Genomic DNA, 21745 nt, shown 5'->3' on the forward strand with positions numbered 1-21745 from the left:
GCGCTGGACCCGCCGCACGCCAAGGTGTGCGGTTCGAACCGATCGATTCATTTTTTGCTCCAGGAGGATTTCATGTCCACCACCATCACCACAGAGCGGCCACGTGTCACGCCGGCGGCCGGCGCGGCCAACCCGGGCTACCGCACGCTCTGGCGCTGGCACTTTTATGCAGGCCTCTTCGTGATGCCGTTTCTGGTCGTGCTCGCGATCACCGGCACGCTGTATTGCTTCAAGCCACAAATCGAACCGTTGCTTTATCCGGAGCGTCTGGTCGTCGCACCGCAGGCCGTGCCCAGGCTGCCCGCGGAAGCGCTGCTTGCCCACGCGCGTTCGGCCATGCCGCCGAGCGCGGCCGCGGTGAGCGCCGTCGTCGCGAGCGACCCGCGGCGCAGCGCGGAATTCGTCTTCCGTCTCGCGGACGGCGATAAACAGAGCGTCTATGTGAACCCCTACACCGGCGTGGTGCTGGGCACGTTGAGCGTCGAACAGCGCTTCATGCAAGTGGACCGCATGCTTCACCGCAAGCTGCTGCTCGGCAAACCCGGCGAACTGCTCATGGAACTCGCCGCATGCTGGACGCTCGTGATGATCGGCACCGGCATCGCACTGTGGTGGCCGCGTGAGAAAACCACGGCTCGCCAAGCGCTGTTGCCGCGTTTCGCTTTGAAAGGTCGCGCGCTGTGGAAGAACGTTCACGCCGTGATGGGCATCTGGCTCGCGCTCGGCGCACTGGCGTTCGTATTGACGGGGCTGCCCTGGACGGGTTCTTGGGGCAAGCAGTTCAAGGCGCTCGCGAGCGCGGCGAATCTCGGCGCGCCGCCGGGCTCCTGGGGTGGCCTCGCGTTGCATTCGACACTGCCCGGCGCGGTCGGCCTGCAAGCCGCCAAAGCGGATACGCGTACGCAGAACGCGACACATGACGAACATGCCGAACATACCGGCCACACGGGCCACCACGGAGCCGCAGCCGACATGGACTCGATGCCCGGCATGGTAATGGACGACCTGCCTCTGCCGCTCACGCCCTGGGCCGTCGGCAACACGCCGGTGCCCAATTCCGTCTCCGCCGATGCTCGCCCGGCGCATCCGCTGCCGCTTGGACGCGTGATCGCGCTCGCCGCATCGCTCGGTTTGACGGAGGGCTACAACATCGTGCTGCCGCCCGCCGCGACCGGCGTCTACACCATCTCGTACTTTCCGGGCGACCCGAAAGCCGAGCGCACGCTGTACATCGACCAATACAGCGGTGCGATCCTGAAGGACATTCGCTATAGCGATTACGGCGCGGTGTCGAAGGCGGTCTCGTACGGCACGTCGCTGCATATGGGCCGTTATTTCGGTCTCGCCAATCAACTGCTGTGCGCCGTCATTTCTCTCGGACTCGCGGCGATGGCCGTTACCGGGTGCGTGATGTGGTGGAAGCGCCGGCCGCAACGCTCGCTCGGCGCGCCCTCGCGCGAACGGGCCGCACCGCCCATGCGCGGCTGGAAAACCGGGCTCGTTCTGCTCGGCGTCGTCTTCCCGTTGATGGGCGCCACGCTGCTCGCCGTATGGCTCGCGGATCGCACAATATTCGGCCGTGCTGCGCGACACGTCCCCGCCGGCCAGACAGGGCGGGCGGGACAATGAGCCAGCGCCCGTGATACATCACTGGCGAGTCCGCGCCGAACACCGACGGCACAGCGAGCCGAGCTTCCGGTTGAGGGCATTACCGTTGCACAGTCCCGACATCGTGCCCGCGCTGTGCGGGGTCGCAATCGTGCCGGCGGTGTTGTTGCAGCCGCTCTGACGCCAGCAACGTGACCACCGAGGCGCCGATCACGTAATACGCGGGCGCCGCAAGCGACCCGGTCTCGCGGATCAGAACTGTCGCGAGCAACGGCGCAAATCCGCTGAACGCCACTACCGCAACGTTATACGACAGCGCAATGCCGCTGAAACGGATCTGCACCGGAAAGTGATCGGCGAGGACCGACGCCCACGTACCGCTTGCCAGCGAAAACACCAGCGCTGCCAGCACGAAAAGCACGACGGGGTCGACCGTATGAGTGCTGAGCGCGACATAGAACGGATAGCTCAGCACGATCAGCAACAGCGCGGACAGGCGCAGCAGATGCCGGCGCGGAACTCTGTCGCCCAGCCAGCCCGCGAACAGCAGCCCAAACGAACTGACCACGAGGTACGCGTTCTGCGCGATGGCCGCCGTGCGCGGCGCATAGTGCAGCTGCTGAACCAGAAACGCCGGCATGTGCCCATACAGAATGCCATTGACGCCAGCCATCACCGCAATCGACATGACGCCGGCGAGCACGGCTCTGCTGTGATTGCGCAGCGTCTCACGAAACGGCTGCTTCGCGACGGCGCCTTGCATCTGCTCGAATTCGGGCGACTCGTCGAGATTGCGCCGCATCCAGTACGACACGATCCCGCACACACCGCCGAACAGAAACGCGATGCGCCAGCCGTATGCGGCGGCGTCGGCGCTGGAGAGAAACGTCTGCACGGCGAGGTTCACCAGCGTCGCCAGCAACACACCCACGTTGACCGCGCAGATGATGATCCCCGCGGCCAGACCGGCGCGCTCGGGCGCGGCCTCCACGGCATACGTGATGGCGCCGGGCATCTCGCCGCCCACGCAAAAGCCTTGCAACATGCGCAGCATGATGAGCAGGATCGACGCCGTGACACCCCAGCTCTGATAGTTGGGCAGCAGCCCCAGGCAAATTGTGGCCGCCGTCACGACGACGATGGAGACGAGGAACACCGGCCGGCGCCCATAGCGATCGCCCCAACTGCTCAGGACGATACCGCCGAGCGGACGGATCACATAGCCGATCGCAAGAACGGAAAACGAGAACAGCAAACTGATCACCGACGACGCGTTGGGAAAGAACTGTGCGGCGATGTAATGCGCGAAAAATCCGTAGACGATGAAATCGTAAAACTCCAGCGAGCCGCCGAGACTCGCGATGAGGATCATCTTCCACTGCGCGCGGGAAATGCCGCGAGACGCGGCGCGCTGCGCCGCCCTGACTTCGTGTTGGGTTGCTTCCATTGACTCCTCCGATATGAGTGTCTGGCTTCTACTGGCCAGTACGTATGTGACTGCCGGCAACACCTTCAAGCGTGTTCGGTCGGCAAAGCCGCGAACGCGTGCGACAGCAATGCCTGCAACGATGCATCGTCATGGGCCACGCCGTGTATGTAGCGATCCGGCCGGATGAGCACGGCGCTCGCGCCGATCTCAGCGAGCCACGCGCCGAGCGCCGCGGAGCCATCGGCGACAAGCGCCATGTCCGTGAGCGCCGCGAGTTCGGCGAGGCCGGGCTGGTCATGCAGGATTTTCGGTAACGCCACGAGCGCAAAGCGGTAGCCGATGGCGTCATCGAGCAGGCGTCCATCGGACAGTCGCGGCTGCGCGGCGATGCTGCCTGCCTGCGGCTGAGCGGGGCCGAGATGCGCGCCCTCGCCCAGCAGCGGCTGCGGAGTCACGAAAGCGCGGATCGCCCGGCTCGTTTCGCCGGCAGCGGCATCGGGATCGGCAGGGTGCGAAGGCGTGGTCTGGATTACCGCGCCGAGTTGCACGGCGGTCTCGATGAACTCGCGCACATGCGGCGAGCGTTCCGATTCGTAGGTGTCGAGCAGCGTGTCGTCCGCTTCGCCATGAATCACCGCGGCGAGTTTCCACGCAAGGTTGCTCGCGTCGCGGATGCCGGCCGCCATGCCCTGCCCCATGAACGGCGGCGTCTGATGCGCAGCGTCGCCGGCGAGCAGCAGACGCTGGTTGCGCCAGCCCTTCGCCACCACCGAGTGAAACGTGTACACCGCTGAACGTTCGAGGGTGGCATCGGCCGGCGTCACCCAGCGAGCGAGCTTGTCCCACAGCCACTCGGGCGATGAAAGCTTCGACGTGTCGTCGCCTGGCATGACCATCAGCTCCCACCTGCGACGATTGTTCGGCCCGCGCGTATAGGTGCTCGGCCGCGTGGGGTCGCAATACTGGATCGAGTAGTCGCCGAGGTCGGGACGCGGCTTGTCGAGCAACACATCCACGACGACCCAGCGCTCGTGCGATTTGAGATCGTCGAGTTCGGTGCCCATGAAGCGCCGGACGATGGAGCGCGCGCCATCGCAGCCCACCACGTAGCGCGCGGTGGCTCGTCCGAGCTTGCCCGTGCGGGTGTCTTCGAAGCGAAGCGCAACGCCGTGGGCGGTCTGATCAAGCGCGAAGGCTTCGTGCCGCAGGCGCACGTCGATGGTCGGCTGTTTCGCGAGCTGCGCACGCAGAGCGCGTTCGAGATCGGGCTGATGGAACTTGTAGCTCGCGCACCAGCCGAGCGGACCTACGCCGGTAGGCCGCTGCCAGTCGATCAGCAAGCGGCCGGCCGCGTCGACGAACTTCATGCCGGGTCCGACGAACAGGTTCGGCAGCAAGGTATCGGTGAGACCGATCGTCTGGAATACACGCATGCATTCCGCGTCGAAGTGCACGGCTCGCGGCAGCGCGAAAATGTCCTGGTCCCGCTCGAGCACCAGCACGCGCAAACCGTCGAGCGCGAGCAGGTTGGCGAGCGTGGCGCCGCTCGGGCCCAGGCCGATCACGGCGACGTCGTATTCGCAGGCGTCGGGGTTGGGGATTGGCTGTGACATGGATTTCCGCCTTCAATGATGGGCCGGCGCGGCGAACCCGCCAGCGCGCCGGCCGAACGCGCTCAGGCCTCGTCGGCGATCGGGTTGGACAGAATGCCGACGCGGTCCACTTCGACCTCCACCACGTCGCCCGCTTTCATGAAGAGCGGCGGATTGCGCTTCGCGCCCACGCCGCCCGGCGTGCCGGTCACGATCACGTCGCCGGGTGCGAGTGGCGTGAAGGTCGACAGATAGGCGATCTGTCTGGCGATGCCGTGAATCAGCATGTCGGTCGTGGCGCGTTGCACTTCCTGTCCGTTCAGGCGCGTGCTCAGGGTCATCGTGGCATTGGGTTCGATCTCGTCGCTCGTCACCATCCACGGACCGAATGCGCCGGTGCGGTAGAAGTTCTTGCCCGGCCCCCACTGCCCGGTGTGGCGCTGCCAGTCGCGGATCGATCCGTCGTTGTAGCAGGCGTAGCCCGCTATGTGCTCCCACGCGTTCTGCTCGGCAATGCGCCGCCCGCCTTTGCCGACGATCACGGCAATCTCGCCTTCGTAGTCGAACTGCGTCGACTCGGGCGGCCGCAGCATCGGCTGGCCGGCGCCGACCTGCGAGGCCGGCACGCGCATGAAGATCACCGGGTTCTCGGTCGTCTCACGGTTGGTCTCTTTCACGTGCTCCGCATAGTTGAGGCCCACACAGAAAATCTGCCCGGGGTTCGGGATGACCGGCAGGAGCGTCACCTCGCTCAACGGATAGTCGCTCGCGCCGCTTGTCGCGAGGCGGCGGGCTTCGTCGAACGCATCGGCGGCGATCAGGGCCTTGAGATCTGCAAAGCGTCCGTTCAGGCGCTTGCCGAGATCGATCACCGATTGATCCCGGACGATGCCGAAGGACGGTCCTTCATGGGTGGAAAAGCTGACGAGTTTCATGTTGCTCCGTGGATAAAAAGAAACGATCGCTTCGAAAAATTTGGCTTTTGTTTTGATGTTTTTATCGTTATTTGAGAATACACTGATAAAAACGCGATCTACAAGATACTTTTTATCAGGGTTTATCACTACCAAGGAGGAAGACATGACTTCGACCAAGACCAGGCGCCCCGGCCTGTCGCTCAGCCACATGGGCTTTTACGTGAGCGACATGGCGCGGGTCGAAGACTTCTACACACGCGTGCTGGAGTTCACCGTGACCGACCGCGGCAGTCTGTCGACGCCGCGTGGCGACGTACGGCTGGTATTCCTGAGCCGGGATCCGGCCGTCCATCATCAGATCGTGCTGGCGAGCGGCAGGCCCGAGCACCTAGCGTTCAATCCGATCAACCAGATTTCATTCGAGGCGGACAGCCTGGCGTCGCTAAAGCGCTTCTACCGGCGTTTTATCGAAGAAGACGCGAAGGAGATCACGCCGGTGACGCACGGCAACGCGATCTCGTTCTATGCGCGCGATCCGGAGGGAAACCGGCTGGAGTTGTTTATCGACACGCCGTGGTACGTGGATCAGCCGATGCGCGTGGCCGTGGATTTCTCACTGCCCGATGCGCAACTGATGGCATCGGTGGAACGGCATGCGCGCGGGTTGCCGGGCTTTCGCCCGCGCGCGGAGTGGGAAGCAGAGATGGCAAAGCGAATGGGCATCGCCTGATGCGTGGCGATGCCGTTGCGTGAAGCGACGTGGCGATGGATCAGCCGGCGTGGCGGTGCGTGGCGGAGTGCCGGCGTGGCGCGGCATGAGTCGGCACGGCAGCGTGGCGCTGCCGGCGTAGAGACCGACACATCGCCGGCAACGCGCTCAGCCGGAAATCACCGCGCGCGTGCGCTGCGACGTGCGGGCGGCGGCTTCGCGAATCAATTCGACAAGCCGGTCCAGGTTGACGAATTCGAGCCGCGGCGTGGGCACGATCAGCGCGAGCGAGCCGACGGCTTCGCCCTGATCGTCGGTGAAAAGCGGCGCGGCGATAGCCGAGACGCCTGCTTCGAGTTCGCCCTTCGACAGATAGAAACCTGCCCGGCGAATCTTGTGCAAGGCGGAACGAAAGTCTTCGAAACTCGGGCCCAGCCCGCTGGTTGCGATGTCGGCGGCGTGCCGCTCGAATAGCAGCGCGAGCTTCGCCTTCGGGAAGGTCGAGAGAATGGCCTTCGGCGCGGCGCCGAGAAACAACGGCCGGGGACGCCCGCGCCCATAGCGCAGATCGAGCTTCGAATCGAGGCTCTCGCGGTGCGTATCCACCAGTTCGTCGCCGTACCAGCGCGACATCACCACGTCGAAGCCCGAATGCTCGCTCAGTTCGCGCATGATGGGTTGCCCCACCTTCAGCAACGGATCGGACATGCGCAGGTTGTAGTCGAGCTTGATGATGCGCGGACCGAGTCCATATTCGCCCCCGGAGAAGCGCACCAGCATGCCCGACTCGACCAGTTCACGCACATAGCGATAGGCGGTGGGAATCGAGCAGTCGAGCTCGGCAGCCACCTCTTCCGCGGAGAGAAAGGGCCGCCCTTCGGAAAAGAGTTCGAGTATGGAGAGAAGCTTGGCGATGCTCGACATCGAAGAGAGGGCTTTCCGGGTGAGGTGGCGAAATTATAGCCTTCAGCCTGCCGCGACGACGTCGATACGCAGCGCTTCACCGCCCGCCGCGATAGCGAGCAGGATGTCGACGTTCGGGTGCGCGCCCGGACGATTGCGCGCGTCGGCGGTGTGCTCGGCGAACACCACGAGGCCGTGTTCGGCCGCCTTGGCATCGAGCGTGCCGAACGTCTGCTGCAAATAGTTGTACACCGCGAGCGAGCCCTGCTTGCCGGGCTTGTTCTCGATGCTGGCCACCACGGCACCCTTGCCGTCGACCAGGTCGATGCGCGCGATGCCCTCGATGCCGGGCATCTGCGCGAGGTTGTCCTTGAATACGTTGCTCGGTTGGATCATTGAAAACACTCCTTCTATTCGGAAAAATGCGGCGCGGGCCGTATCTTATCCGATAGGGTGTCGTTCAATCACAGTGGGCACAGGCGCACGGCCGTCAGGGCGTCCAGCGATACACCACGATGCTGGAACCGTTGTAGTTGTCCTTCGTGATCACGTACTCGCCCGCGGCTCTGAGATACGCGCGCAGGCCGTACATCGAATCGACGTCGTTGCCGACATCCACGGTTGCGGGACTCGAATTGACCAGCGTGGTGACGAGTTGGCCGGTAGTGAGATTGAAGGCGTCGATATTGGGCACGGTATGCACGTAGCCGACGAACAGATAATTGCCCGCCGCCGTGATCGACTTGGGATTGGCGCTGGTCAGATTGATCACCGGATCGGGCCGCGTGGTGTTGCCCGCGCTCCAGCCGTGATACACCTCGATCCTCGATTGCATGGCCGTCCAGTCCCAGCTTCCGGCTATACCTTGCGCAAGGATCATGGTGTCGCTCTCCGCGAGGTAAATGATGCGCGTGAGCGGCCGGATGCTCTGCGGAATCGAGATAGTGACCGCCGGACCCCACGAAGGTTTTCCGTTACCGTCGAAACCGCTCAGCGGATAGTGATAAATGTGATTCGTGCGGTCGAGACCGGCCCACACGTCGCCCCTGCTGTCGATGCAAAACCCGCCCGTGACCTGACGGTCCGTATTGAACGCCGTGCCCGGAATCGACACGTCCGGTATCGCGATATAGCCGCTCGCCGGGTTGAAATGGAAAAAGTTGAAGATGCCGGGGTTCTGTCCGGACGCCACCAGAATCCGGTTGCCGCCTACCGTGACCAGTTGGCCGAAGTGTTGGCCGCGCTGCGTGTCGTTCATGTTCAGGCGCGGGTCGGACGGATACGTGAACGGATCGACCGTGTTCGCGACGAACGTGCCGCCCGCCGTGCCCGTGTAAATGTGCATGCCGCTGTAGAAGTAGGCGCCGTCCGTCGACGGATCGGGCGCCGCGATCGACTCGAAGTTGAGGGACTGCAGCTTCCATTCGAGATTGCCGGCGGAGTCGTACGCGTGCAGGTCGGTGGCGCCGTTGCGCCCGAGGTCCCAGCCGCCGCCCCACGGGTTGTTCAGCACATAGAGGTTGCCGGCGGCGTCCCTGCCGATGCCGACCACGCGTGTGAAACGCTTGTCGCCCACCTGGCCTTTGATACCGCTGGTGGTGTCGAGATAACCGCCCTGAATGCCGAACGTGCCGGCGAGCGTCGGCGTGCCCGCGATCGTATAGCGCTTGATGTTCATGTCCGGCCCCTGGTCGCCGACCATGAGTTGCCCGGACGCCGCATCGAAATAGAGCGCGGACGGCCGCGACGCAGCGGGCATCTGAATCGTATTCAGCAACGCGCCAGCCGGACTGAATTGGACGATCGTGCCCGCGCTCTGCTGCGCGACCCAGAGATTGCCGGCGCTATCCAGCGCCAGTGCGCCGGGACTCGCTATCTTGATGTCCTGCTGCCAGACGCCGTCGGTCGTGAAGACCCGCACGCGACTGCCGAAGAAGTCGCTCGCATACAGCAGCGAGCCCGCCGTCGCGAGGCCGGTGATGACATCCGCATGCGGTATGCCGGTCCACACGCTGACGGGAATGACGAGGTCGCGCGTTTGCGTAGCCCGGTTGTAGCGTCCCACCGATCCGCTGCCGAACGACCTGTTGTACTGCAATGCTGCGAAGATCGACGTGGCATTGCCGGTAATGGCGCTGCCCTGAAAGTCGGCATGCGTTCCGATCGAGCCGATGCTCTGAGCGTTGCGGTAGATCGCGACGCCGCCCGCGTTTTCGTCCCACAGTGAAGCCGTGTAGATCACGCCTTCAGGCGCGACCCACATCGAGCGCGCTGTGTTGCCCACGTGCGCGGCGAGCGTGCCGAATGTGTTCGCCAACCAGTCGGTGGTGTACTGCGCCCGACATGTCTGCGCAAACATCGCGATTACCGCGCATAGGAAGGCAGCACGGATTCGGTGCTTGACCATAGGTGATGCTCTCCGGAGGAACATTCGAGGACAATCTACCTCGACAGATATGACAGAAGCTAATTGATGTGAAGATATATACCTGAGGTGACGGGACAATCAATGCAACGCGGATATAAATAAAGAAAAGAAATTCGCGGAGGATTTTTTTCGTCGTCGCGACACGGCTTGACAACGTGAAGAGTGTGAGCAGCATCATCACGGTGATCGTTCTGCCGATGCGCGCCGCGAGCAAGATACCCCTCTTTTCCGCACTTTACCGAGCACCGGACTCAGGCGCACAATCTCTGCGGATATTGCGGTCCGCCTTCGTTTCCGGTAATGCAGAATGCTTGCGCCGGTGCGATATCTGGCGGCAAGCTCACGTACGGTCGCACTACGCGTCCTCTATTCGGAACATGCAATGGGTCATAAATCGTCAAGCAGACTCGAAGACCTGGTGGCAGGCGGCAGCCGTCATCATCAGATTTTTCCACGGCTCGATGAAGGTCAGTTTGCGGTGCTGGAGCGCTATGGTGAACGGCGCCGCCTGAAAGCGGGCGACATGCTGTTCTCGGAAGGCGACCGGCACATCCCCATGTTCACCATCGTCTCCGGAACGATCGAAGTCACGCGCGGCGCCGGAGAAAAGCGCCATGTTCTTGGCGAGCACGGCCCCGGCAGCTTCACCGGCGAAGTCGGCACGCTCGCGGGCCGCGGCGCGGTCTCGACCGCACGCGCCACCAGCGATTGCGAGGTGATCGTGATCGACGAGGAATCACTGCGCGCGCTCGTCGTCGCGGAGGCGCAACTGAGCGAAACGATCATGCGCGCCTATATCCTGCGGCGTGTCGCGTTCATTCAGGATCAGCATGGGGGGCTTCTGGTCATCGGCAGCTCGGCGTCGTGGGGCACGCTCGCTCTGCGGCATTTCTTGAGCCGCAACGCTCAGCCTTTCGCCTACTTCGATATCGTCGAACACGAAGAAGCCGGCGCGCTGCTCGAACGCTATGACGCGACCGAAGCCGACATACCGGTGATCATCACGCAGCAAGGCGCCGTGCTCAAGCAGCCGACCAACCGCGCAGTGGCCGACGCGATCGGCCTGAGTCCCGACCGGCTGAACGGCGAGCGGTTCGACGTGGTCGTGGTCGGCGCGGGGCCGGCCGGTCTCGCGGCTGCGGTCTACGCGGCCTCCGAAGGATTGAGGGTGGCGGTGCTCGACACGAAGGCGCCGGGCGGCCAGGCCGGCACCAGCTCGAAGATTGAAAATTACTTCGGATTCCCGACCGGAATTTCGGGCCAGGCCCTGGCCGGCCGCGGCCTGTCTCAATGCCGGAAATTCGGCGCCGAAGTTGGCGTGCCGATCGAGGCGCTCGGCATTGAATGCGAAGGCGCGCCGCCCTTTCACCTGCGCCTCAATTACGACGAGCACGTGTATGCCAGCGCGGTCGTCATCGCAACCGGCGCACGCTATCGGAAACCGCTGCTGCCGCGCCTCGAACAATTCGAAGGCCGCGGAATCTACTACAGCGCGACGTTCATGGAAGCCGCGTTCTGCAATAACGAAGAACTGGTTATCGTCGGCGGCGGCAATTCGGCCGGCCAGGCCGCCGTGTTTCTATCGGGATTCGCGCGGCACGTTCATATCGCGATTCGCGGCGACGGACTCCAGGCGAGCATGTCGAACTATCTGATCAGACGGATCGAAGCGACCGCCAACATCACCGTTCATTCGCGCACGCAGATTGTCGAACTGAACGGCGCAGCACAGCTCGAGTCGATCAAATGGGACACTCAGGGATACCTCGAGGAAAAACCGATCCGTCACGTGTTCCTGTTTCTCGGTGCGCAACCCAGTACCGCCTGGCTCGGCGATTGCGTCGCGCTCGACAAACACGGCTTCGTGCTGACGGGCCCCGATGCGCTCCACCAGTGGCCTTCCGAGCGTCCTCCGCATTATCTGGAGACGAGCCGGCCAGGCATCTTCGCGGTGGGTGACGTTCGCAGCGGCTCGGTCAAGCGTGTGGCAGCCGCGGTTGGGGAAGGCGCTGCGGCGATCCAGTCGCTGCATCAATATCTGGCGCTCGATCGCTGAGGGCGGGCTGACGACGCGGCGACGCTCGAACGAGAACCTGTCTAACGCACGTTCCGCAACGTCAAACGCGCTTCCAGACCGCCGCCGGGCCGATTGTGCAGCGTGAGCGTCGCATCCATCGCCATGGCAAGTTGCCGTGCGATGGCAAGGCCCAGGCCCGTGCCGCCCGTGTCGCGATTACGCGAGGCTTCGAGCCGGTAGAACGGCTCGAACACCGCCTCCAGCGACTCCGCCGGTATGCCGGGGCCACGGTCGAGCACGGTAATCAGCGTCTGCCCGCCGGGCAAGGTGCTCGCGGTGATCTCGGCCGTGCCGCCGAATTTCAGCGCGTTGTCCACCAGGTTGCCGAGTATGCGGCGCAATGCCTGCGGACGCGTCATTAGCGAAACGCCGAGCCGTCCCTCCAGGCTGACCGCCTGGCCGGCGTCCACGTAGTCGCAAACGAGGCTGTCGAGAAGCGCGTCGGGATCGACGCGGCATGGCACTTCAGTCGCGCCGTGCAGCGTGCGCGCGTAGGTCACGCCTTCCTTCACCAGGCTTTCCATCTCATGCAGATCCTGGCGCAGCTTCGCGCCCTGCTCGTCGTCGTCCATGACATCGACGCGCAAGCGCATCCGCGTGATCGGCGTTTGCAGATCGTGCGAAATGGCCGCCAGAATCTGCATGCGTTCGGTCATGTAGGTAGCGATGCGGTCCTGCATCGCGTTGAATGCGCGCGCGGCGCGCGACACTTCCGACGGTCCGTCCTCCGGCAGGCGCGCCGCCTTCAGGTCGGGGCCGAGCGCATCCGCGGCAACCGCCAACTGATGCAACGGGCGCGTCGCGAGCCGCACCGCCAGCCAGCAGCACGCAACCAGCACCGCGAGCTGCAGCGCGAGCACAAGCAGCAGCCAGCGCGACAGCGGCGCGCCCGACATGGGGCGCATATCGATCGTTAGCGGCGAGCCGTCGCTCAGTCGCAGATGAACCTGCAGGCGCTCGTTGTCACCGGGCACTGCATTCACGGTCAGCGGATAGCGGGTGCCGATGCCGTCCGCGATGGATTGCGCCACCCGCGCGGACAGACGCGCATCGACCGGTCCGCCGGGCACGCCCGGCCCGAGGATGAACTCGTAGCTGCGGCGCGCGAGCCGCGGCAGCCACTGCGCGCGCTCATTGGGCGGCAAATGATCGAGCAGCGCCACCGAACTGCTCACTTCGCGCTCGATGTAGCCCATCATCACGTTGGTCATGGTCTGGTCGCGTTCGGTCAGCGTGAGCCAGAACGACAGCGTCTGCGCGAGCGCGAGGCCGACGAAAAGAATCAGCGCGAGCCGCGCGAACAGCGTGCGCGGCCAGCGCAACCATGACCAACGGCTCATTGGGGGTCCTCGAGTGCCGTCACCGCCGCGGAAAACACATAGCCCTCGCTGCGCAGCGTCTTGATGTAACGCGGCTCGCGCGCGACGTCGCGCAGGCGCTGGCGCAAACGGCTCACCATCAGATCGATCGAACGGTCGAACTGATCGGCCTGGCGTCCTTGCGTGAGATTGAGCAGTTGATCACGCGTCAGCACGCGTTGCGGATGATCGAGAAACACGCGCAGCAAGCGGTATTCGGCGCCGCTCAACGCCACCATGGTGCCTTCGGCGTCGAGCAGATGGCGCGCGGTGGTGTCGAGCCGCCAGTCGCCGAAGGCCAGCATCGGCGCGGACTCCGTCACCTGCATGCCGGGCGGCAGCATGCGCGCGCGGCGCAGCACGGCGCGAATGCGGGCGAGCAGCTCACGCACGGCGAACGGCTTGGGCAGATAGTCGTCGGCGCCCATCTCCAGACCCACAATGCGATCGGCTTCCTCGTTTCGGGCAGTCAGCATCAACACTGGCACCGCACGGAATTTGCCCGCCCGCAGCTCGCGGCACAGCACGAGACCGTCCTCGCCGGGCAACATCAGATCGAGCACGATCAGATCCGGCGCGCCTTGCTCCAGCACCGCGCGCATCTGGCGTCCGTTCGCCGCGAGCGAGACGCGCATGCCGTTCTTCTCGAGGTAGCCGGCGAGCAGTTCGCGGATGCCGCGGTCGTCGTCGACGATCAGCACGTGGTCGATCGTTTCCATCAATGGATCATCTCCGTTGGCGTTTTACCTGCGTCCGGCTCGCACCCACCAGCGAACAGTGCACCGGATGCGCCAGTTCGGCGGCAAGACCGCCGGATACGAATACGAGGATGGCGAGCAGGCGTTTCATGCGTCCTCCAGCACGGACAGGCTGGCGCCGTCCGCAACCGCTGCTTCCAGACTATACGGATCGACGCCTTCCAGGCAACCGATGTTGACGCGCCACTGCAGCGGGTCTTTGCGCGTCTGATGAAACGGATAAATACCGCAGTGCTTGCAGAAAAAATGCCGGGCCACCCGCGTGTTGAATTGATAGAGCGTCAGCGCGTCTTCGCCGCTCAGAATCTTCAACTGGCTCGCCGGAAACAGCGGCGTCATCAATGCGCCCTTGCGGCGGCAGAGGCTGCAGTTGCAGCGCCCGGCGGGGACGATCGGGGTTCGCACTTCGAATCTGACGGCCCCGCAGTGGCAGGACCCATGCAGCAAGTCGGCGCTCATGATGCTCTCCGTGATTGGCAATGCCTGCTTTATAGCCTGGCGCGCACGGCGATTTGTGTCGCAGTGTATCTGGACGGCGGCCGGATACACAACATTGCACTCGCGCGGATTGGACGACACAAGCCAGATACCTGCGCACGCTCCAATACGGTCATTCGCGGCTGAAGCGCGAATTGCCGTTCCTTGCCTCTTCCTGAAAGGACTCTGACATGCTCTGCCGACCCAAGATCAAAACCCTCGCCGCCGTCACGGTGATTGCCGCCGCAACCGCGGCCAGCATTGCCCTCGCCGCGGACCCGTTCGAAAACCATGCGCCCGCGCCCGAATTCACCGGTATTTCGAATTGGCTCAACAGCGGTCCGCTGACGCTGCAGCAACTGCGCGGCAAGGTGGTGCTGGTCGATTTCTGGACCTATACCTGCGTCAACTGCGTGAATACGCTGCCCTATGTGAAGAGCTGGCATCAGAAGTACAAAGACCAGGGGCTGACGGTCATCGGCGTGCATACGCCCGAGTATCCGTTCGAGCGCGACACCGACAACGTCATGTCGGCGCTCAAGCGCTTCGGCATTACTTATCCGGTCGCCCAGGACAATCGTTACGCGACCTGGAACGCCTACGAGAACCAGTATTGGCCGGCCTTCTATCTGATCGACAAAAAAGGGCAGATCGTCTACACCCATTTCGGCGAAGGCGCCTATGCGCAGACTGAAGCGAAGATTCAGGCATTGCTCGCGCAAAAGGAATAGCCACGATTTCATGTCGAAATGTATCCGCGAATTCGGGCGATACACAAGCTTGCAATTCGCGGTTTTTCCGACACATGCCAGATACGCGCGCACGGTTAAATACATCAACGCCGCCTCACAGAAGCGATCGCAATCCGGCAAGTACTGACCTCTGCCCTTGCTTCTGACCTGCGGGCGTCTCTTATCCAACCGTTCAAGGAGAACGATATGAAAGTTTCTATGATCGCTTTAACTTTAGCTGCCAGCGTGCTCGGAAGTCTTGCTCACGCCGCGGAGCTGCCGGCTCCCGGCGATGTGAACGCTTCACAGACCGCGTCGGCGCGGCAGCCGCAATGGTCCGCAAACGCAGCCGCCAGCGCGCAGAAAACGCGGGCACAGGTTCGCCAGGAACTCGTGCAGGCGGAGAACGACGGTCAGCTTGCCAACCTGAATCGGACACTCTATGCGGGCGGTTGAGCAGGTGCCTCGAATGGACGTCACGAGCTATTCTGAAAGCGCGCCTCGTGACGCACGTGCCGTGTGATCCGCCCGTGCGCTAAACGTGCTGGCCGCAGGTTGAGCATCGCTCGACGAATCCGTTATTCTCTCCTTGGCGGCAAGCCCCGCCGATTCGAAATGGATACCCATGGGCCCGTTTCAAGGAGATCGTCATGTGTGGTGTGCTTCGCAAGCTCCGTTATGCCGTGGCCGGTTCGGTCCTCGCTGCGCTTGCCCTGTTCGCCTCGTCGCTCGCCAACGGCTGCACGCGCGCGCTCTATGTGGGTGACGACGGCACGGTGATAACCGGGCGCTCGATGGATTGGTCCGAAGACATGCGCTCGAACCTCTGGGTTTTTCCCGCCGGGATCGAGCGCGACGGCGCAGCGGGGCCGCGCACGCCGCACTGGACGTCGAAATACGGCAGCGTGGTCGTATCCGGCTATGAAATCGGCAGCGTCGACGGCATGAACGAACGCGGCCTCGTGACCAACGTGCTCTATTTGACCGAAACCGATTATGGCAAACCTGACGCGTCGCGCCCGCCCATGTCGATCAGTCTCTGGGCGCAGTATGCACTCGATAATTTCGCCACGGTGGCCGAGGCAGTCGATGCGCTCGGCCGCGAACCGTTTCAGATCATTGCACCGCCCTTGCCCAACGGCAAACCGTTGACGTTGCACCTCGCGCTCTCGGATTCGCAGGGCGATTCGGCGATTCTCGAATATCTCGACGGCAAGCTCGTGATCCATCACGGCAAGGCATTCAAGATCATGACCAATTCGCCTATCTATAGCGAACAGCTCGCCCTCGACACCTATTGGCGAGGCGTTGGCGGCCTCACCTTCTTGCCGGGCACGAATCGCGCGGCGGATCGCTTCGTGCGTGCATCGTTTCTGATGGATGCCATTCCGAAGCACCTCGATCCCAACTATATTGCCGGCGTGCCTCAACAGTCGTATGCGTTTCAGGCCGCGGCCGGCGTGATGAGCGTGATGCGCGCCGTGAGTGTGCCGCTGGGGATTACTACGCCGGGTCAGCCGAATATTTCATCGACGATCTGGCGCACCGTGTCCGACCAGAAGAATCTCGTGTATTACTTCGATTCGTCGACGCGGCCCGATACGTTCTGGGTGCCGCTTAACAAGTTGAATCTGAAACCCGGCGCGCCCGTGATGAAGCTGACCATCGACGGCGGCCAGGTGATGTCGGGCGACGTATCGGGTTCGTTCGTGCCGACGCCTTCGTTCAAGTTCATGGCGGCGAAGGCGCCGTGACTAGCGCGAATGGAAAAGCCGCTCAGTACTCGACGAGAATGGTCACGCGCCGGTTCGCGGCGCGTGCGGCCGCGTCGTCGCCGATAATCAGGGGGAAATTGTCGGCGCGGCCAATAGCGGCCATTCTGTGCGCTTCGATGCCTCTGTCCGCGAAGAAGCGCACCACCGCGCCTGCCCGCGCGGAAGACAGCTCCCAATTGGATTCGTACTTCGCCGTCGAGATAGGCACACTATCCGTGTGCCCTTCCACCAGAATGTTGTTCTTCGACCGGTCACGCAACACCTGAGCAATCTGGTTCAACACGTCGAATGACTCGGGCAATAGGCGCGCGTCGCCCGAGTTGAACAGAATCTTTGCGTTGATGGCAATCTCAACGCCTTGAGCGGCATTTGAAATCGTAATCTGACGGTTGTCCTGAAGCGGCTCCAGTAGAGCGAGCAAGCGCTTCTTCGAGACATCCGGCGCAGGTGCCGCGTTCTGGGACGGTTGGACGTTGCCGGCGGCCGGCGCCTCTGCCACTGCGTGGTGCTCCAGCGCCTTGATTTCCAGCTCCCGCGTTTTTGCCAGCTGAAGCACGTAGAGCGCAAGGAACAACACCATGAGGGTGGTGATGAGGTCGGCGTAGGAAATCAGCCAGCGCCCGGACTGCTCCTCGCCTTCGTCGGCGGCGTCATAGCCGGTTTTGTCCGCAGCGAGGCGCTTGTTACCCGAGGAGATGTTCATAACCGAAAAGTCTGCGTTTCAAATGACGTGTGATTCGCGCCGCGCCGCTCGCCGGCAGCGAGCATCCAGCAGCCGGCGCGGTCCGAACCGGTTAGCCCAGCAACTCGGCCGATCTTTCCCGCACGTCGCCCGCAAGCCGCGTTTCGATTGTGTGAGGCGACTCCTTGCGCGAGATCGCGAGCAAGCCGTCGAGATATAAACGCCTGAAGCGCAATTCGCTATCCACCTGCGCCCTGATCTTCCCGTACAACGGCAGAAAGACCAGATTCGCCAAAGCCAGGCCGTATAGCGTCGCGACGAAAGCCATCGCGATACCTTGCCCGAGTTGCGCGGGTTCGAGCATATGGCCGGTCACCTGAATCAGACCGAGTACGGCGCCCAGAATGCCGAACGTCGGCGCGTAGCCGCCCGCCTGTTGCCAGATCCGCGCAGCCGCCATGTGATTGCGTTCATAAGCAACCAGTTCCCGTTGCAGGGCGTCTTCGAGCACCGCTGTCGATACGCCGTTTGCCAGCAACTCCAAGCCTCGTTGCGCAAACGGATTGATGCCGCCCGCCCCGATCGATTCGAACACGAGCATGCCGTTGAGCTTGGCCTGATCGCCCCACTCCAGCAGGACGGCCAGACTCTCGCGATCCACCTGTCTTGCCTTCACGAAAGCAAGGCGCAGTTGCTTCATGCCGTCGTAAAACCGCGCCCACGTGTTCTGAATCATCACCGCGCCGAACGTGCCACCAAGGACGATGACAAACGCCTCCAACTGGAACAGCGAGGTAAAGTGGCCACCCTCGAGCGAGAAGCCCGCGACGATCGCCGTCACGCCGACCAGGGCGCCAAATAGCGTCAAAAGATCCATACGTCCTCTCGAATGGCCACCCGAGCCATCAAACCCTTCAGTAAACAATGCACGCCGCCGGTGTGCCGCGCGTCAGACATCCAGATTAGAAAGCGGCGCGCCAGTGGCGACCGGCGATTTGATCGCTCGCACGGTGTCGAGGAAACGGTCTTCGATTTCCGCAATTTCCAGCGGATCGATCTTGATCTCCCGACGCATGACCCACGAGACCTCTTTCTTTCTCGCTTCGGTCATCACCGAGAGCAGGCGCTCCGCGACAGGCTGGCCCGTCAACGCGGAAAGCAGTTTCGCGAGGTCATAGGTATCGAACGCGCTCACCGCCTCGAACAACGTCCGCTGGTCGACGAACTCCAGATCGTCGAGTGACTTCAGATCGCTCAGAGCGCGCGTATTGCGGCGCGAAAAATAGCTGATGCCCTTTTCCTCGACGTAGTTCAAGACCTTGGACTTGCGAAACGCGAAGATGTCTTCGGCGATTTCCGCGTTCGACAGTTTGTTGAGAATCACCTTCTTCTCGACGCCGATCAAGGCCTCCAGGTCGTCCAGTTCGATCAACTCCAACTCGCTGCTGATGGAAAGATCGAGATCGTGGTCCGCTACCTGCTGCGCACGCTCGATGATTCGCGCCGGATCGAACGTGACCAGTTGTCGGCTCGTCGCGCCGTCCTGCGCCGAATAGCGCGCCGACGTGTTGCTCACGCGATCGGACCGGCCGGGTTCGAGCGAAACGAGATTGAGTTTCTCCATCCGTTTGAGCATGGCCATGACATGCGGACGCGAATGGCCGGCAATCGCATGACACTTCTTGATCACTTCGGGCAACGGCACCGAAAATTCCTCGCCTTGCGCGCGGCGCAGGCGCCCGTCGAAGCGGTCGGCGTTTTCGCTTCCCGCCATCAGGGAGAGAACGTGCGCGTAAGAGACCACGCCCGGCAGGAAGTCGGCATGCGTATTCGTGGCGAGAACATCGTCCTTCTTCTTGACCCGCCGGATCAGCGTGCGGACGATATGGCGCAGCAACGGTGACACGCGCGCGAGTTCCTCCTCCACCACATCCGCCGCAACGACGGTCAATTGACAGAAGCTCAGTGCTTTAGCGGTGTGCGCTCGTGGTTCGGGCGGCAACAAGGCCGCCTCGCCGAAGAACTCGCCTTTACCCAGCGTGGCGAGAATCACTTTCTTCTCGTCGCACTGAGTGGAGATTTCGACTTTGCCATCTGCAATGACGTAGACGACAGCGTCGCCCGCGAAGCCTTCGGAATAGATGACTTCGCCCGGAGCCGCTGTACGCGACCATGGCGATCGTTGGTGATTCAAGATTCATTCCCCCGAAGAGCTAATTCCTCGGTCAGCGCGCGCCCTGCCGAGGGCGTGCACGTGGCCGATGGTCCAGATTATTTGACTGGATATCGACATGCAAAACGCAAAGCTTTAATAAACGTAATCGTCAGACCTTATTGCGCAAACGTTTGGCAGCCTTTCTGGACAAGGCTTTGCGCGATGTAAGCTTTTTTCCGGGGATGGCCGCGTCGCACACTCCAAGGCATGCCTGGCGGCGAAAAAGCGCTGGACTTGCTATGTGTCGACGTTCAGGCAAATGTAAGAATCACACTTGATGCATAAACGCGAAAAAAATTTGGAATAAGAGGAAACCCGATGTGTTTGCCCTTACGTAGACAGCAACGAACACTGCTACGCGACTCACGAAACAACCACGTAAGCGGTGCTCCAGTTGCAAGTAGGACATGTTGGTAGTCAGGCAAAGACGTAGCTTCACTCGAACCGAAAGGTATTTCCAATTTCACTCTATTTAGGCATCCAAAATGAAAGGCAAACTCGCAATGATTCTCTCGCTGATCGTCCTCGCTTCGGCAGGTGTCGTGACTCAGGCCTCGGCGAAAGAGCACGTTCACACTAGCACGCAGCAGTGTGTCGGTCCCGCAAGTTTCTGCACCCCGTACTTCGGCAGCTAAGTACCCACTATTTTCCGGCAATCGTTGCCGTCAATTCATCACCGTCAAAAAGGAATCTTTATCATGAAAAAAGCTCTTGTTTGTCTCGCTCTCGCCGCCGGCGCATTGACCGCTCCCGTTCTGAGCTTCGCGCAATCGAATGCGCCCGTCACGCGCGCCGAAGTGCGTGCCGACCTGGTGCGCCTCGAACAGGCTGGCTACAACCCGTCGGTCGCGAACGACGCTGACTATCCTGCCTCGATCCAGGCAGCCGAAGCAAAGGTCGCGGCGCAAGACGCTTCCCAGACCACCCAACCGTCGTACGGTGGCGTTGCTCAGAATGGCACCGCTTCGTCAGGCATGCGCAAAGCTATGTCGACCGATTCGAGCTGCGTCGGTCCGGTCAGTTTCTGCAATGTTTTCTTCGGAAGCTGAATGACGCGCATCGGGAATCCTGCTGAACTTCACCTACATACAGGATTCCTGCTTTTTTTCTTGTCATGGATGCGCTGCTTCTCATCGACGGCAATGCGAATGCAATTGCCCGGTGGTGAAGGACAGGCTGGCACAGCGGACCCACGCCGCAGGCAACCTTTCCTGCACCACCTGTTACCGCTTCATCCCTTCGTGGCGCCGAACGTCAAGCCGGCCACGAAATGCTTCTGCATTGCAAAGAACATTGCCACAGAAGGCAACGCCGCGAGAATCGATCCCGCCGAAACAAGATTCCATGCCGTGGTCCACTGCCCTTTCAATGCGGCCACGCCCACGGTGATCGGCGCGGCGTCGTCGCCTTGCGTCAGACACAGTGCCCAGAAGTAGTCGTTCCAGACGAACGTGAACACGAGAATGGCCAGTGCCGCGAGCGCCGGTCGGATCAAAGGCAGCACGATCTTGAAGAACACGGTCCACTCATTCGCGCCTTCGATGCGCGCCGCCTCGACCAGTTCGAACGGCAACTGCTTGATGAAGTTGCGCAGAAACAGCGCGCAAAATCCAGTCTGAAACGACACGTGAAACAGAATCAGTGCGCTGACTGTATTGAACAGGCCGAGTTGCAAGGACAAATCCCGCACCGGAATCATCAGCACCTGCACCGGCACGAAATTCCCCGCCACGAACGTGGCGAACAAGGTCGAATTGCCGCGGAACCGGTAGATCGCCAGCGCGAATCCGGCCATCGCGGCAAGTGCAATCGACCCAACCACGGCGGGCACCGTAATCAGCACACTGTTCCAGAAGTAGTGCAACATCGGCGACGTGGTCAGCGCCTCGCGGTAGTTATCGAACATCGCGAAGTGCTTCGGCCATCCCCAGTAGTTGCCCTCGCTCAGTTCCTCCGAGGAGCGCACCGATGTGACCAGCACCGCGATCATCGGCAGCAGCCAGATCAGCAGAGCGACAGGCAACGTCAGTTTGTACATGCGGCGAGTGGCCGGCTTCCATTTGTCGATGGGAATCGGAAACATGGT

The 21745-nt window shown here is 62.3% G+C and carries 22 protein-coding genes; 8 read left to right on the top strand and 14 right to left on the bottom strand.

Going from position 1 to position 21745, the window contains the following annotated elements:
* The first annotated feature begins 72 nt into the window (after positions 1–72).
* Positions 73–1629 carry a PepSY-associated TM helix domain-containing protein gene (locus P0D70_RS03705; protein ID WP_408182712.1) on the top strand — a complete coding sequence of 519 codons (1557 nt, stop codon included), beginning with the start codon at positions 73–75 and terminating at the stop codon, positions 1627–1629.
* 79 nt (positions 1630–1708) lie between these two features.
* On the opposite strand, the gene P0D70_RS03710 is transcribed toward P0D70_RS03705, so the two are convergent.
* The 3 genes from P0D70_RS03710 to P0D70_RS03720 all read right to left on the bottom strand — a co-directional run bounded on the left by P0D70_RS03710 (position 1709) and on the right by P0D70_RS03720 (position 5564).
* A complete protein-coding gene (locus tag P0D70_RS03710) occupies positions 1709–3055 on the bottom strand; it encodes an MFS transporter (protein WP_408182714.1) in 1347 nt (448 codons plus the stop codon).
* Positions 3056–3120: 65 nt separating this feature from the next.
* Positions 3121–4650: a bifunctional 3-(3-hydroxy-phenyl)propionate/3-hydroxycinnamic acid hydroxylase MhpA gene (gene mhpA / locus P0D70_RS03715; protein WP_408182716.1), complete on the bottom strand. Its 1530-nt coding sequence runs from the start codon at positions 4648–4650 to the stop codon at positions 3121–3123.
* 62 nt (positions 4651–4712) lie between these two features.
* Complete coding sequence (locus P0D70_RS03720; RefSeq protein WP_408182718.1) at positions 4713–5564, bottom strand: fumarylacetoacetate hydrolase family protein; 852 nt, start codon at positions 5562–5564, stop codon at positions 4713–4715.
* A 145-nt stretch (positions 5565–5709) separates the two neighbouring features.
* Here P0D70_RS03720 and P0D70_RS03725 point away from each other — a divergent pair, with 145 nt between their 5' ends.
* Positions 5710–6276: a VOC family protein gene (locus P0D70_RS03725; protein WP_091807425.1), complete on the top strand. Its 567-nt coding sequence runs from the start codon at positions 5710–5712 to the stop codon at positions 6274–6276.
* Positions 6277–6423: 147 nt separating this feature from the next.
* Here the strand turns inward: P0D70_RS03725 and P0D70_RS03730 are convergent, their stop codons facing one another.
* From P0D70_RS03730 to P0D70_RS03740, 3 genes are all read right to left on the bottom strand, one after another.
* The gene (locus P0D70_RS03730; protein WP_408182721.1) at positions 6424–7179 is read right to left on the bottom strand and encodes an IclR family transcriptional regulator; all 756 of its coding nucleotides are present in this window, start codon (positions 7177–7179) and stop codon (positions 6424–6426) included.
* 42 nt (positions 7180–7221) lie between these two features.
* Positions 7222–7554, bottom strand: a complete 333-nt coding sequence (locus tag P0D70_RS03735; RefSeq protein ID WP_408182723.1) for a DUF2322 family protein — start codon at positions 7552–7554, stop codon at positions 7222–7224.
* Positions 7555–7648: 94 nt separating this feature from the next.
* Positions 7649–9565, bottom strand: coding sequence for an SMP-30/gluconolactonase/LRE family protein (locus P0D70_RS03740; protein ID WP_408182725.1), 1917 nt, complete (start codon positions 9563–9565; stop codon positions 7649–7651).
* 403 nt (positions 9566–9968) lie between these two features.
* Between P0D70_RS03740 and P0D70_RS03745 the strand changes: the two genes are divergently transcribed.
* The gene (locus P0D70_RS03745) at positions 9969–11642 is read left to right on the top strand and encodes an FAD-dependent oxidoreductase (protein ID WP_408182727.1); all 1674 of its coding nucleotides are present in this window, start codon (positions 9969–9971) and stop codon (positions 11640–11642) included.
* 41 nt (positions 11643–11683) lie between these two features.
* Here P0D70_RS03745 and P0D70_RS03750 read toward each other — a convergent pair whose 3' ends face one another.
* From P0D70_RS03750 to P0D70_RS03765, 4 genes are read right to left on the bottom strand one after another with little or no spacing between them, the layout of a single operon-like run.
* Positions 11684–13003 (bottom strand): sensor histidine kinase, encoded by a 1320-nt coding sequence (locus tag P0D70_RS03750; protein ID WP_408182729.1) that lies wholly within the window; start codon positions 13001–13003, stop codon positions 11684–11686.
* Positions 13000–13740, bottom strand: a complete 741-nt coding sequence (locus P0D70_RS03755) for a response regulator (RefSeq protein ID WP_091807411.1) — start codon at positions 13738–13740, stop codon at positions 13000–13002. The genes P0D70_RS03750 and P0D70_RS03755 overlap by 4 nt, the downstream gene beginning before the upstream one ends.
* A gap of 7 nt (positions 13741–13747) precedes the next feature.
* The gene (locus tag P0D70_RS03760; RefSeq protein ID WP_286162180.1) at positions 13748–13870 is read right to left on the bottom strand and encodes a hypothetical protein; all 123 of its coding nucleotides are present in this window, start codon (positions 13868–13870) and stop codon (positions 13748–13750) included.
* Positions 13867–14238 (bottom strand): GFA family protein, encoded by a 372-nt coding sequence (locus P0D70_RS03765; protein ID WP_091807408.1) that lies wholly within the window; start codon positions 14236–14238, stop codon positions 13867–13869. Before P0D70_RS03765 ends, P0D70_RS03760 begins: the two co-directional genes overlap by 4 nt.
* 209 nt (positions 14239–14447) lie before the next feature.
* On the opposite strand from P0D70_RS03765, the gene P0D70_RS03770 reads away from it, so the two are divergent.
* From P0D70_RS03770 to P0D70_RS03780, 3 genes are all read left to right on the top strand, one after another.
* On the top strand, positions 14448–14987 hold the full coding sequence (locus P0D70_RS03770; protein WP_091807406.1) for a thioredoxin family protein: 540 nt from the start codon (positions 14448–14450) through the stop codon (positions 14985–14987).
* Between the two features lie 207 nt (positions 14988–15194).
* Entirely contained in the window at positions 15195–15443 is a 249-nt protein-coding gene (locus P0D70_RS03775; protein WP_408182733.1) for a DUF4148 domain-containing protein, read from the top strand.
* 194 nt (positions 15444–15637) lie between these two features.
* Positions 15638–16741 carry a linear amide C-N hydrolase gene (locus tag P0D70_RS03780; RefSeq protein ID WP_408182735.1) on the top strand — a complete coding sequence of 368 codons (1104 nt, stop codon included), beginning with the start codon at positions 15638–15640 and terminating at the stop codon, positions 16739–16741.
* A 22-nt stretch (positions 16742–16763) separates the two neighbouring features.
* On the opposite strand, the gene P0D70_RS03785 is transcribed toward P0D70_RS03780, so the two are convergent.
* From P0D70_RS03785 to P0D70_RS03795, 3 genes are all read right to left on the bottom strand, one after another.
* A complete protein-coding gene (locus tag P0D70_RS03785; RefSeq protein ID WP_408182737.1) occupies positions 16764–17465 on the bottom strand; it encodes an OmpA family protein in 702 nt (233 codons plus the stop codon).
* 91 nt (positions 17466–17556) lie between these two features.
* Positions 17557–18321, bottom strand: a complete 765-nt coding sequence (locus tag P0D70_RS03790; RefSeq protein WP_091807398.1) for a flagellar motor protein — start codon at positions 18319–18321, stop codon at positions 17557–17559.
* 72 nt (positions 18322–18393) lie between these two features.
* Positions 18394–19638 carry a Crp/Fnr family transcriptional regulator gene (locus P0D70_RS03795; protein ID WP_408182739.1) on the bottom strand — a complete coding sequence of 415 codons (1245 nt, stop codon included), beginning with the start codon at positions 19636–19638 and terminating at the stop codon, positions 18394–18396.
* Positions 19639–20144: 506 nt separating this feature from the next.
* Here P0D70_RS03795 and P0D70_RS03800 point away from each other — a divergent pair.
* Together P0D70_RS03800 and P0D70_RS03805 are read left to right on the top strand one after the other, a co-directional pair.
* Positions 20145–20294 (top strand): hypothetical protein, encoded by a 150-nt coding sequence (locus tag P0D70_RS03800; RefSeq protein ID WP_408182741.1) that lies wholly within the window; start codon positions 20145–20147, stop codon positions 20292–20294.
* Between the two features lie 63 nt (positions 20295–20357).
* Complete coding sequence (locus tag P0D70_RS03805) at positions 20358–20708, top strand: DUF4148 domain-containing protein (protein WP_408182743.1); 351 nt, start codon at positions 20358–20360, stop codon at positions 20706–20708.
* Between the two features lie 182 nt (positions 20709–20890).
* On the opposite strand, the gene P0D70_RS03810 is transcribed toward P0D70_RS03805, so the two are convergent.
* Positions 20891–21742, bottom strand: coding sequence for a carbohydrate ABC transporter permease (locus P0D70_RS03810; protein WP_091807391.1), 852 nt, complete (start codon positions 21740–21742; stop codon positions 20891–20893).
* Positions 21743–21745: the final 3 nt, after the last annotated feature.

The organism is Paraburkholderia sp. RL17-381-BIF-C, from assembly GCF_046026435.1.
GTDB lineage: Bacteria > Pseudomonadota > Gammaproteobacteria > Burkholderiales > Burkholderiaceae > Paraburkholderia.

Excerpts from the sequence above, each read along its gene's own strand:
- P0D70_RS03705 (WP_408182712.1), top strand. The coding sequence starts at position 73 with ATGTCCACCACCATCACCACAGAGCGGCCACGTGTCACGCCGGCGGCC.
- P0D70_RS03710 (WP_408182714.1), bottom strand. The coding sequence starts at position 3,055 with ATGGAAGCAACCCAACACGAAGTCAGGGCGGCGCAGCGCGCCGCGTCT.
- mhpA (WP_408182716.1), bottom strand. The coding sequence starts at position 4,650 with ATGTCACAGCCAATCCCCAACCCCGACGCCTGCGAATACGACGTCGCC.
- P0D70_RS03720 (WP_408182718.1), bottom strand. The coding sequence starts at position 5,564 with ATGAAACTCGTCAGCTTTTCCACCCATGAAGGACCGTCCTTCGGCATC.
- P0D70_RS03725 (WP_091807425.1), top strand. The coding sequence starts at position 5,710 with ATGACTTCGACCAAGACCAGGCGCCCCGGCCTGTCGCTCAGCCACATG.
- P0D70_RS03730 (WP_408182721.1), bottom strand. The coding sequence starts at position 7,179 with ATGTCGAGCATCGCCAAGCTTCTCTCCATACTCGAACTCTTTTCCGAA.
- P0D70_RS03735 (WP_408182723.1), bottom strand. The coding sequence starts at position 7,554 with ATGATCCAACCGAGCAACGTATTCAAGGACAACCTCGCGCAGATGCCC.
- P0D70_RS03740 (WP_408182725.1), bottom strand. The coding sequence starts at position 9,565 with ATGGTCAAGCACCGAATCCGTGCTGCCTTCCTATGCGCGGTAATCGCG.
- P0D70_RS03745 (WP_408182727.1), top strand. The coding sequence starts at position 9,969 with ATGGGTCATAAATCGTCAAGCAGACTCGAAGACCTGGTGGCAGGCGGC.
- P0D70_RS03750 (WP_408182729.1), bottom strand. The coding sequence starts at position 13,003 with ATGAGCCGTTGGTCATGGTTGCGCTGGCCGCGCACGCTGTTCGCGCGG.
- P0D70_RS03755 (WP_091807411.1), bottom strand. The coding sequence starts at position 13,740 with ATGGAAACGATCGACCACGTGCTGATCGTCGACGACGACCGCGGCATC.
- P0D70_RS03760 (WP_286162180.1), bottom strand. The coding sequence starts at position 13,870 with ATGAAACGCCTGCTCGCCATCCTCGTATTCGTATCCGGCGGTCTTGCC.
- P0D70_RS03765 (WP_091807408.1), bottom strand. The coding sequence starts at position 14,238 with ATGAGCGCCGACTTGCTGCATGGGTCCTGCCACTGCGGGGCCGTCAGA.
- P0D70_RS03770 (WP_091807406.1), top strand. The coding sequence starts at position 14,448 with ATGCTCTGCCGACCCAAGATCAAAACCCTCGCCGCCGTCACGGTGATT.
- P0D70_RS03775 (WP_408182733.1), top strand. The coding sequence starts at position 15,195 with ATGAAAGTTTCTATGATCGCTTTAACTTTAGCTGCCAGCGTGCTCGGA.
- P0D70_RS03780 (WP_408182735.1), top strand. The coding sequence starts at position 15,638 with ATGTGTGGTGTGCTTCGCAAGCTCCGTTATGCCGTGGCCGGTTCGGTC.
- P0D70_RS03785 (WP_408182737.1), bottom strand. The coding sequence starts at position 17,465 with ATGAACATCTCCTCGGGTAACAAGCGCCTCGCTGCGGACAAAACCGGC.
- P0D70_RS03790 (WP_091807398.1), bottom strand. The coding sequence starts at position 18,321 with ATGGATCTTTTGACGCTATTTGGCGCCCTGGTCGGCGTGACGGCGATC.
- P0D70_RS03800 (WP_408182741.1), top strand. The coding sequence starts at position 20,145 with ATGAAAGGCAAACTCGCAATGATTCTCTCGCTGATCGTCCTCGCTTCG.
- P0D70_RS03805 (WP_408182743.1), top strand. The coding sequence starts at position 20,358 with ATGAAAAAAGCTCTTGTTTGTCTCGCTCTCGCCGCCGGCGCATTGACC.
- P0D70_RS03810 (WP_091807391.1), bottom strand. The coding sequence starts at position 21,742 with ATGTTTCCGATTCCCATCGACAAATGGAAGCCGGCCACTCGCCGCATG.